This window comes from Mucilaginibacter sp. (assembly GCF_036383575.1).
GTDB lineage: Bacteria > Bacteroidota > Bacteroidia > Sphingobacteriales > Sphingobacteriaceae > Mucilaginibacter.
On record NZ_DASVOB010000652.1, the window covers coordinates 1 to 11,880 of the forward strand.

Sequence of the window (11,880 nt, forward strand, 5' to 3'; positions counted from 1 at the left end):
TTTGGCCGAATGATAGCCGCACATGCCATGCACCCCTCCTCCCGGTGGTGTGGATGATGAACAGATATAGATCCCCTTTGCCGATGTGCGGTAAGGTGAGCGCCGTAAAACCGGCCGGGTAAACAACTGCCCGATATCGATAACCCCGCCGTTGATATCCCCGCCGATGTAATTGGGGTTATAGTTTTCCAGCTGCCGGGTATTGAAAGTGTGCCTGCCAATGATCCGTTCACGGAAACCAGGGGCAAAACGCTCCACTTGCTTCTCGATGATATCGGTCATATCCTTATTTGATCCGTTAGGCACATGGCAGTAGGCCCAGGCCGTGTGTTTGCCTTCGGGAGCGCGTGTACTATCGAAAAGACTTTGCTGGGCCAGCAACACAAACGGCTTTTCGGGATGTAAACCCTCCCAGATCTGCTGTTCACCGGCTGCAATTTCTTTTAGCGTGCCGCCTATATGCACTGTTCCAGCTTGCCTTGCACCTTCTGCCTTAAACGGAACGACATCATCAAGCGCCCAATCTACCTTAAACACTCCCATTCCGTAGCGGTAACGTTCCAGTTGCCATTTGTACAGCGATGAAAATTTATGCCCGGCAATTTGCAATAACTGCTTTGGCGTAACATCAAACAAAACCGCGTTTGCCGATGGCAACTGATCAAAAGAGTTAATGTAGGTACTGGTTTCAATCTTACCCCCTATTGATGTAAAATAGGAAGCCAGTGCATCCGCTATTTTTACCGAGCCGCCTTTAGGCACCGGCCAGCCTTTTAAATGTCCGTTAGCCATCAGCACCAAAGCAATAGCCGATGTGGTCAGATTGGTTAAAGGCTGAATACTGTGTGCCGCCATGCCCGCCAAAAGCCCTTTGGCTTCTTCGGTTTTAAAGCGTTTGGCTAAATGGGTTGACGAGGTTAAAGCATCCAGTCCGAAAATGGCCAGATCAACCGGGTGCTTCGGAAAGGTAAGCGGCCCCAATACATCAGGTGCTAAACCCGGCCATGATTTTACCAGGTGCGCCATCAGTTTGATATAGGCATCCCTGTCGGCACCCAAAAAATCAGCAGTTTCAATGATGGACTTTTTAAGCACCGCAGCAGTCCCGTTATCAAATGGATGCGCTGCGGCAACTTCCGGGTAAATATATTCCAGGCCAAATTGTTCCAATGGCAGCGTTTCAAAAAATGGCGAACCTGCAGCCAGCGGATGAACGGCCGAACAAACATCATGCTTAAAGCCCGGCAGGGTGAGTTCTTCGGTACGTAAGCCGCCGCCTATTTTGTCCTTTCCTTCCAGCAATAAAACCGAAAGCCCGTTTTGCTGTAATAAGATGGCTGCCGCAAGGCCATTTGGCCCTGAGCCTACTATCACTGCATCATAATCGCGTTTTTCCGGTTTCATTGGTATCTGTTTTAGTATTTGCCCGCAACTAACTTACTGTCGGTAAGCGCGTATTCACGGTTTACGCGGTCAAGCACAATATACACATCATTTTTCTTGTCGTCCTTACCGGTCAGTACAATGTGCGATCCGTTTGCATCAGCAGTATAATTTAGCACCATATGAGCGCGTTTACGCTTGTCTTTCAGCTCCTGGGGCACACCGCGCTCACGGCGGGTTGACTGCGCAGCCGGATCAATAGCGGTTACTTCATTACGGATATTCGCTTCCGCAGGGATAAATGATTTTGCCGGTTTGTTATCGCCAGCTTTATCGCCGCCACGGCTACCACGCTTACCTTTGCGTTTAGTAAACTCCGGTAATTTATCTTGTAAATAAAGTACTTTGTTCACGGTATCGGCATCGTAATAAAATACCCGTTTGCCGCCGGCTACACCCGTAAGCTCGAAATTACGGTTGATATCCCGCATTGGCGAGCCACCGCCATTAGATAGGTCGAGATTTAATGGTTTGTTAACGTTAAACGTTAATGACGACCATTTTTCGAACGTTACCCCCTGCCAGCGTACCGAATCCAAAGGCGAATAAGGAATATCCTGCCCGTTGAGCTTAAACTCGCTTACGTTATAATTACCCCGTAACTGTTTTACGCCGCTGGTACCTGGTTGCTTGTACGGATCATATTTAAAGTTTACATATTGCAAATAGAATAACCAAACCAGGAAAATGCCGACGGTAGCAGTTTTTAAGACAATGCGCGTAGTTTTAAGCCATTTTTGGGTGAACACCGGGATCAAAACCGGCGGCACGGTGAAACGTTCTTTAACGATCAGGTTATAAACCGGCACCGCGTCGTACCATAATAAAAACGCCGAAAACAGCACAAAGTATGATGCATAAACGTGTACGCCGCCATCATAAGCAAAGTTTACGTAGGTAATATCTCCTAAAGCGCCAAGTAATAATATTGCGCCAAAAGTGGTGGTTTTGCGGAAGAATAACATGGTACCTGCAGCCAGCTCAACAACGCCGGCAAATACCTGGTACCAGGGCACAATACCCACCGAAAGCCAGTAGATCTTTTGCGCGGTAAGGTCGCCGAAATGTGCGTTAAGTACCCCTAATGAAGGGTAAGGCATTTGAACCGGGAACAGCTTTGTAAAGCCGAACCCGATTATGCCTATACCTGCCCTGTACCGCACCACCACGCGCAGCCAGTAATACAGGTTATGATATTGCTTGTTTTTATTATCGAGGGCCGTCCAAATGAGGCCACCAACGATACCTATAGCAAGCGCTTCAACCCAATCGACATAACCTAACAGGTTATATGCAGGGTTTTGAAATTTGTAAATGCTTGGCGAAAACCGCGCTATATCATATAGATCGCGGTAATGCAAATGAAACCAGTTGATCGTAACCAGGTTATTCCACCACTCGCCCGTTACCGGGATACACATGATGATAAAAAAGATAAAAGCAATACGGAAAGCCACGCGCTGGGTAGCTGTCCACTCCTTCTTTACGGCCGGTTCTGTTGCAGAGGCCGGTTTACCGGGCCTGCCTTCCGGTACAGCGTTGCCAACTTGCTCTGCCTCCGGATTTATTACTGTTGTTGCCATGATAAATATCTTTAAAAGTTCAGATCTTAAAGTTTAAGTGCTTTGCTCCTGCCCTGCGCGGCTTCCTGCAACAGGTATTTTTTGTTGATCCTGTCCAGCTGCACATATATCGAATCGCGGTTATGGTCAACGCCTGTCAGGATGATGGTGCCGTTTGCAGGTTTAGTATAATGCAGTGTAAACTGATCGGCCTTGTAATTACTGTTCCTATTTTTGAGCAGCAAAACATGGTTTACCGTATCGGCTACATAGCTATAATAAGCGCGACCGGTTGTGCCGTCAAGTTCATATCTGCGGTCTTTATCCCTGCTGCTGATCTCTTCGGTAGTAGCTGTATCTGCCTTATATCTTTTTAACGAACCAATGCTAATGGTGGCCCATTTTTCAAAAACAACATCGTTCCAGCGTGCGGTGTCCGTTTGGGAGTATGGCAGTTGTTTGTTGTTAACTTTAAAGTCACTTACATTATATAAACCGGCCACGCCGGCCAATCCTTTAGCCTTTGGATACTGGTAAATATCATGGTGATAGGCGGCATAAGTTTTATAGCCGTACAGGAACACGAAAAAGAAAATGAACAGGCTTTTTAGCACCAAACGTGATGTACGCCATTGCCCGCTTAATGAAATTTTCACTGTATTGGGCGCTGTTGGTTTACGTAAAGCAACCAGGTTGTAAATGCGCAGTGCGTCGTAAACCGTTAAGAACAGCGCTATATTGATCAAATAAAGTGCATAAATAGCCTCTCCACCGTCATAAGCTATATTGGAGATGAACACATTACCAGTAAATACCAGGATGATCACCGCTCCAAAAGTTGTTGTTTTACGGAATAGCAGCAACATGCCAACTACGATCTCCACCAGACCCAAAAACGACTCATAACCCGGCACTATACCCAGGCTCAGAGAGAATAGTTTCCATCGGTTAAAATCGCCGTAAGAGGTATTAAGGTTACTTAATGAAGGCAGTGGTGATTGCAGCGGAAAAAATTTGATAAAGCCGTAAGCAATGATGCCGATAGCCAAACGATAGCGCAGGATCACCCGCAGCCAGTAATATAGTTTATTATAATTCTCGCTCTTTTTATCGCGGATGCTCCAGATAATCGCCCCAATCAGTGCAATACCGGCTATCAGCGCCCAATCGGCAAGGGTGCCAATGCCCCATGTGCCGGGTGTACTGCTGCCTGATATAAATTGCGGCGTATAACGGCTGATATAAAAAATATCGCCAAAACTAAGGCTGCCCCATTGAATGCGGAACAGGTTACCGAAGTACTTCCAATCAAGCGGAAGTGCCTGCAGCACAAAGTAAATGAAGAAGAACCGAAAAGCCCCCTTTTCGTATTCCTTCCATTTGGTTTGGTTGGTGGTTAATGTGCTCATTGTTTTATGTTTTTAAATTGATTTAGAAGACGCCGGGGGCAGATTCGAACTGCCGTGCAAGGTTTTGCAGACCTCTACTTATCCGCTCAGTCACCCGGCTTTATGTCCGTTAATACCCCGGGTTCTGCGTTAATGCCGGATCAACATTCAGCTGATCAACCGGGATAGGCAGTATATTTTTCTTAGTATCTGTTACACCCAGCACCGCTGCTGCCCTGCCGGTGCGCACGAGATCGAACCAGCGGTGGCCCTCCAATGCAAACTCAATGCGGCGTTCGTTTTCAATAGCCAGTAAAATATCAGCTTGCGAAACGGCGGTTGTAGCTGTTAAGCCTGCGCGGTCACGTACAGCGTTTAAGTCGGTAAGGGCATCGCCAAGTTTGTTAAGCTGGGCACGGGCTTCAGAACGGATCAGGTATTCTTCGGCAATCCTGATAATGTAAGCCGGATCGGTTGCCGGGCTGCGGTAGTACAGGTTACCGTACCATAAACCTGCTGATGTTTTGGCAACCAAAGCGCTGCGGTTGCCACCTATCGTAGGGTCATTTACAAGCGCTAAGAACGTACTGTTAGGAGCCCATTGGCGGGTACCGCTGTTGGCAGGCGGCTGCCATTGCCCGCGGTGACCGTTGGTATAAGTAGCGCTGTATGCCAGTTCAAAAACCGACTCCTTAGTTCCAACCACATTATTGGCAAACCATGCACTATACGGCTTTAACAGCGAATAATTCTGTGTATCGCCTAACACGAGCGTAGCATAGTTTTCGGCGTTAGTCCAGTCTTTTTGATACAGGTAGTACCTTGCTTTTAAGGCATAAACGGTTTCTTTATTAGCCCTCACCGGGTTTTGCGCGGTTGGCAGGGGCAACAATGGTTCGGCAGCGTTCAGATCGCTTAGCACCTGTGCATAGGTTTGCTCAACGGTACTGCGTTTGATGCCGTTTTTATCAGTAGCCGATATGGTTGGCGTGGTCACGATCTGTACACCGCCCCAGGTACGTGCAAGGTCAAAGTAGCATAACGCCCTGATGAAGTAAGCTTCACCCAGCAGTTGGTTTCTTTCGGCCGTAGTAAGCGTGGCATCGGTAACGCCTGGTAATTTGGCTATTACATAGTTTGCGCGGTTTATAGTAGTGTAAATAGCCAGCCAGATCCCTGATACCGTAGCATTATCTGCCTTTACATTATGATCAATAAATTGCTGTACGATGGATTGCGAGCCTGTCCACTGGATGTTATCGCCCGATAAATAGCCTACCGAAACAAAGTTTACACCATAGTAATTATCGGCAGATAATGCCCTGTAAATGCCGCGCACAGCGGTTTCGGCCGATGCACGGTCGACAATGGTTTGTGAATCGGATACCGAATCCTTGGGCTGCACCTCCAGGAATTTTTTGCAGGAAGCCAGCGTCACAAGCGATAGAACCGGGATTGTATATTTTAAAGTTTTAAGTAATTTCATGATCGTTGCCCTCCTTATAAAGTAATATTTACACCTAACTGAACTGAACGCGGCTGAGGCGGCGTACCCAGGTCAATACCCTGCACATCCTGCCCGCCGCCTACGTTAGCCTCCGGGTCGGGGCCTGTATATTTCGTGAACAGCAGCAGGTTACTGCCTACTACATAAATGCGCAGCGATTGGATATCAATTTTCTGCGTAAGCGCCTTTGGCAGTGTATAACCAAGGCTTAATGATTTGAGGCGGATGAATGAGCCATCTTCCAGGAAGCGGCTGTTTTGCTCAAGTGTGTAGTTATTGCCGTAAGCAGTTAAGCGAGGCACATCGGTAATATCACCCGGTTTTTGCCACCTGTTTAGCTGGCTGGCAAATATTACACGGTTGGCATCGCGGGTACCGCCACCTTCGCCGAAGAAACGGTTAAGGTTAAGCACTTTATTACCTTCTTCAAAGCTGAACAGGAAGCTGGCGTCGAAACCTTTGTAGGTAATGGTATTGCTTAAGCCTCCGAAATATTTGGGTAGCGCGTTACCAACTATCTGGCGATCTGATGTGTTGATTACGCCATCTTTGTTAACGTCCTCAAATATGGCATTACCGGTTTGCGGATCGACACCTAATTGTTTATACATCCAGAACGAAAACATGGAATAACCTTGCTGCATGCGGATCCAATCGCGGCTGTACTGGTTGATTGGCACCGGAAGCGATTTGATCTTGTTAACGTTGCCTGAAATGTTAAAACTGCTGCTCCAGCTAAAATCTTTGGTTTTGATGTTGTTTGAGCTGATGCTTACCTCGTAGCCTTTATTGCTTATTTTACCTACGTTGCTGTAGTAAGTGCTGTAACCTGTAATATCGGGCACCGGCAATTGCAACAGTACATCGCTGGTTTGTTTCGAGTACAAGTCGACAGATAAATTCAGGTGATTGTTCAGCAAGCCGAGGTCAAAGCCCACATTAGCCTGCGCTGTACGCTCCCATTTCAAGTTAGGGTTTGCCAATTGCTGCGGAGCTGTACCGGCTTTGTCTCCGCCTGTTGTGTTATCAGGATAGCCGGCACCACCGCTCCATAAACCCTGTGCCGCAAAGTTATTGATACCGGCCTGGTTACCGGTAACACCATAGCTGGCACGCAGTTTAAGATCGCTGATGGAATTTACATCTTTCAAAAAGCTTTCTTCCTTAGCACGCCATGAAGCACCTACCGATGGGAAGTACCCCCATTTATTGTTGGCACCAAATTTCGACGAACCATCGGCACGGGCACTCACCTCCAGGTAGTACTTGCTGGCATAGTTGTATGAAATACGCGAGAAGTATGATGAAAGGTTAGCCTTTATCCAGGTCTGATTGGCGGTACGTGTTGATGCTGCCGAGATATCAGTATAGGCATTATTAGGGAAGCCGGTTCCTTGGGCAGATGTTAGCTGTACAATATTGCTTTGCAAGGTATTACCCGCCACAACATCTAACGTATGCTTTTGGCCAAAAAGGTGGTGATAAGTTAAGGTTTGCTCGTTGATCCAGGCGCTGCTTTGGGTTATGGCCGATGTTGCAAGGCCGTTTGTAGGCGATGCGCCTAACTGTGTTTTGTCGTTCCAGTATTCAGATTCGTTGTAGTTATTGTAGTCAACACTCCAGCTTGAGCGGAACTTCAGTCCTTTCAATATCTCGATATCGGCATATACGTTACCTATGTAGCGTAAGCTTGTGGTGTTTACATCGTAGTTGTTCAACAGCACCTGCAGGTTATCAAAACCCGCATATCGGGCAGGCGTACCATCAGGGTTGGTTTCGGGCAGATAAGTTGGTGTATGCAATGCCGATTGGAACAAACCTCCCGCCGGACCATCACCCGAACGAGCCTGGTTGCGGTACGAACGCGAAATGCTGTTACTTGTACCCACCTGTACCCTATCGCTGATACGTTGGTCGAGGTTTACTTTAAAACCCAAACGGCTAAAGTCGATTGGTTTGATATCAGCCTGTTGTTTGGTATAGCCGGCTCCTATATAGTATTTGGTATCTTTTGAACCACCTTCTAAAGACAGATCATAGTTAGCCAGGTTACCTGTGCGGAACAGCTCGCTCAAACGGTCGTAGGTGTTTTGTTGAGATGGTAAGCCACGTGGTGCCGGTGAAGCGGTAGGGTTATCATCAGCAGCACGGAAGGGCACGTAAGCGTAGGTTTTAATACCGGCTGCATTACCAGCTGCAACAGCATCCGCTTCAGAGTTACGATAAAACTCGTTTACTATTTCGGCATGCTGAGGACCTGTAGTGAGTTTCCAAAGCCTGCCTTTAGGCTCCCATGCCAATCCCTGCGAAACGTTAAGGTTGATCTTGGGCCTCGTGTTGTAATTACCGCGTTTGGTAGTAACGATAACCACACCGTTTGCACCACGTGAGCCGTAAATAGCTGTAGCGCTGGCATCCTTCAATACCTCGATATTCTCAATATCATCAGGATTGATATCGGCAATAGGCGATGTTGCCCTGCCGCCGGTGCTAACAGTTTGCAAACTGGTGTTATTCAAAAACACACCGTCAACTATATAAAGCGGATCGTTGCTGGCATTGATAGATGTGGTACCGCGTACCCGGATAAAGATCCCATCGCCCGGTACACCGGTGTTGGAGTTGATCTGCACACCTGACGCTTTGCCTTGCAACTGGGCGTCAAAACTGGCAACCGGGGTTTTCTTTACTTCATCGGCCTTTATGGTTGATACCGAGCTGATCAGGTCCTTACGGGTTTTGGTACCGTAGCCTACCACTACCACATCGTTTAATTGTTGTGGAATAGGTTTCAGGTAAATTTCAACCGGGCTGCCGTTAACAACAATTTCCTGCGGATCATAGCCTATAAAACGGATGATCAATGTGTAAGGGAATTTTTGGCCGGTTACAAAGTCAAAACGACCTTCGGCACTGGTTGAAACCGCGTGCGTTGTGCCCTTAATTGACACTACAGCACCCGGAAGCACATCCCGGGTGGTAGCATCAAATACACGTCCTTTTAAAATTGAATTAACGGTTGCGGGCGGCTCCTGCTGGGCCACTGCTGCAATAGGCAAAAAGAACAAAAGCAGGAAAAGATATTTGGAAAGTACAGTTGTGTTTTTACGGATAAATATTTCCATATTTAACGAGGTTAAAATAAATGATCAATGCGTTTAGTTTAGCTCAGATGCAAACCGGCGGAGTGATTGGCGTTACGTAGCTGGTTTGTCATTCGCCACACCGGCAAGGCTTCCTTGCCGGTTATTTTTTAATCAGGGGTAGTATAGTTTAGTTCATATGCAGTGTTAAGGTACCTTACAATTCAAATCATTCTTTTCATAGCGATGCAGGGCCGGTTTGTTAACCTGCTATAATCAATTTCACGAATAGATCATGTTATTTACAACAACTGCACATACATGCTTTTGGAGAAGCGTGCATTCGGTGTGACTGTTCAGGAAGTACTGCTTGTTTAGTAAAAGAAGTGTTCATCACCCTTGTTTTTTTATTAGTACGGCGACAAACATAGAAATTAAAAAATAAACTACCAAATCTATAGACTATATATTTAATTTGTTACAATAACAGGTAAAACGATTTTTGAGCCGGTAAAAATACATAAGTGTTCGGAAGATGCATGTAGGTTGGGAATGTCGGTTTAAAAAGTAATGTCATTGCGAGGAGGAACGACGAAGCAATCTCGTAGCTATACAGGGCGGACATGCATTGGCTACGAGATTGCCGCGCTACGCTCGCAACGACATGCTTTTTTATTTAAAAATAAAGATAATTTCATCTTCCGAACGCCTATGGCGGTAACGCCTGCCATGGTGCAAACAGGCATCAAAGCAAAAGAGGCTGCCCCTTTTTCCAGGTGCAACCTCTTTCATGAATGAAATTAATAAAGCGATACACGCGGCTATAAGCAAACGTTTACCCTCATTTCAATATCGTTTAGTTCTTCAACGAAGCCATATCTATCACAAAACGATAATGTACGTCGCCTTTTTCAAGGCGTTCATAAGCTTCATTGATATCCTGGATATTGATGAGTTCGATATCGGCGGTGATGTTATGTTTAGCACAAAAATCCAGCATTTCCTGGGTTTCGGCTATGCCACCAATGTTGGAGCCTGAAAAACTACGACGCCCGGCAACAACGCTAAACGCAGCTATAGATAACGGTTCGGGCGGCAGGCCGACCAGTACCACACTGCCATCCGGTTTCAATAAATTAAGATAAGCATTAACATCATGTTTGGCTGATACTGTATCCAGGATAAAATTAAGGCTACGTGTTAATTTAGCCATTTGAGCCGGATCGGTTGTCAAAACAGCCTCATCTGCACCAAGGCGTTTGGCATCGGCCACCTTTGTTGCGGAAGTGGTGAGTACCACCACATGTGCCCCCATGGCTTTGGCTATTTTAATAGCAACATGCCCAAGGCCGCCAATGCCCAAAATACCAACCTTAGTTCCGGGGCCAACGTTCCAGTGTTTCAGTGGTGAGTAAACTGTTATACCTGCGCAAAGTAATGGTGCAGCTGCTGCCAGATCTAACGATTCGGGCACATGCAGTACATACTTCTCGTCGGTTACAATACTTTCCGAATATCCCCCAAAGGTATACCCTCCATGAGTTTTATCGGCAGAGTTAAAAGAAAATGTAACGCCTTCATCGCAAAACTGCTCCTGGCTCTCTTTGCAATACTCGCACACGCGGCAACTATCTACAATACAACCTACTGCGGCAAGGTCACCCACCTTAAATTTTGTAACATGATCACCTATGGCAGTAACACGGCCCACCATTTCGTGTCCGGGTACCATGGGGAACATAGCCCCGCCGAAATCATTTTTAACCTGGTGCAGATCAGAATGACAAATACCGCAAAAAAGGATCTCGATCTCTACATCATGCGGGGTTAAGGTCCTGCGCTGTATTTGCATTGGTGTTAAGGCAGCAGCGGCTGCATCTGCCCCAAAAGCTTTAATATTTTTTGTTTCCATTGATTTTATTGTTTGATGATTATGAATTCGGTTTATTGATACCTAAACTTTCGCGGGCATATTTTCCAGGGGCTTCAATTATTTTGGTAATGAATGTTGCCAGGCTTTTTTGCGAGATCACTGATCCTTTTTCAGGCTCACCCTTACGAGTTATCTCATAGTCCACCTCCTTTACATTGGTGAACCAGGTTGGGCGCAGTATGGTATAGTTAAGGGATGAAGCCTCAATAACATCCGCAGCCTTACGGTAAGGTTGTAAAACTGCCCGTAACGGCACATCGTAAATACCTATAGAGCTGATAAAGATGAGCGTTTTAACCCCTGCCGATTCCATGGCTTTCACGATATTTTGGGCCATAGCTTCAAGATTGCCCGAAAGGTTAGCGTACACAACATCCTGTCCGGCAATCGCAGCCTTAAGCTGATTATAGTTAAGCGCATCCCCTTCAACAACATGGCTATTAGCGCCAGCATTTTTTATACGACGGGCATTACGTGCGAAAAGTGTGAGGTTAACATCAGCATCACCTGCTAATATCTCAATAACATGCCCGGCTATGCTGCCGCTTGCCCCAAGGATAATTACATTTTTCATGAGCCTGTTACTTCGTTAATACATTTAATAGCGTTGAGCGTTCTGGGATAGCCGATATAAGGTAGTAGCTGGGTTGTAACATTAATTAAGGTTTGCCTGTTGTTCCCCACATTCAGGTTTCCCTGAACATGTCCTTTTACCTGCGGCTCAACCCCGCCTAAAGCAATAAGCACACTGAATGTTACCAGCTCCCGGGTTTTAATATCAAGCCCGGTTCGGGTGTAATAATCGCCGAAGCAATTATCCGAAAGGTATTTTTGCAGATGCTTTTGATCATCATGGGCGTCCTGGTACATCTTATCGATAGCCTCACCAAAAATGGATTTCTGAACCGCCAGCCCCTTATCGTAACGTGTTTCGGGTGTAGTGGTTGACTGGCCTTCCAGCGGC

8 protein-coding genes and 1 tRNA gene are annotated in these 11,880 nt (G+C 46.5%); all 9 read right to left on the reverse strand.

Annotated features, from left to right (window positions below; genetic code table 11):
- On the reverse strand, positions 1 to 1,404 hold a 1,404-nt coding region (locus tag VF500_RS22935), incomplete at its 3' end, for an NAD(P)/FAD-dependent oxidoreductase (protein ID WP_330861907.1).
- A gap of 11 nt (positions 1,405 to 1,415) precedes the next feature.
- Complete coding sequence (locus VF500_RS22940) at positions 1,416 to 3,026, reverse strand: hypothetical protein (RefSeq protein ID WP_330861908.1); 1,611 nt, start codon at positions 3,024 to 3,026, stop codon at positions 1,416 to 1,418.
- Positions 3,027 to 3,052: 26 nt separating this feature from the next.
- Positions 3,053 to 4,414: a DoxX family protein gene (locus tag VF500_RS22945; RefSeq protein WP_330861909.1), complete on the reverse strand. Its 1,362-nt coding sequence runs from the start codon at positions 4,412 to 4,414 to the stop codon at positions 3,053 to 3,055.
- Between the two features lie 29 nt (positions 4,415 to 4,443).
- Positions 4,444 to 4,514, reverse strand: a tRNA-Cys gene (locus tag VF500_RS22950).
- Between the two features lie 9 nt (positions 4,515 to 4,523).
- A complete protein-coding gene (locus VF500_RS22955; protein WP_330861910.1) occupies positions 4,524 to 5,879 on the reverse strand; it encodes a RagB/SusD family nutrient uptake outer membrane protein in 1,356 nt (451 codons plus the stop codon).
- 14 nt (positions 5,880 to 5,893) lie between these two features.
- On the reverse strand, positions 5,894 to 9,025 hold the full coding sequence (locus tag VF500_RS22960; RefSeq protein WP_330861911.1) for a TonB-dependent receptor: 3,132 nt from the start codon (positions 9,023 to 9,025) through the stop codon (positions 5,894 to 5,896).
- Positions 9,026 to 9,839: 814 nt separating this feature from the next.
- On the reverse strand, positions 9,840 to 10,895 hold the full coding sequence (locus VF500_RS22965; protein ID WP_330861912.1) for an NAD(P)-dependent alcohol dehydrogenase: 1,056 nt from the start codon (positions 10,893 to 10,895) through the stop codon (positions 9,840 to 9,842).
- 19 nt (positions 10,896 to 10,914) lie between these two features.
- Positions 10,915 to 11,490, reverse strand: coding sequence for an NAD(P)H-binding protein (locus VF500_RS22970; protein ID WP_330861913.1), 576 nt, complete (start codon positions 11,488 to 11,490; stop codon positions 10,915 to 10,917).
- Positions 11,487 to 11,880 (reverse strand): carboxymuconolactone decarboxylase family protein (locus VF500_RS22975; protein WP_330861914.1); only part of this gene is annotated, 394 nt, incomplete at its 5' end. The genes VF500_RS22975 and VF500_RS22970, both read right to left, overlap by 4 nt.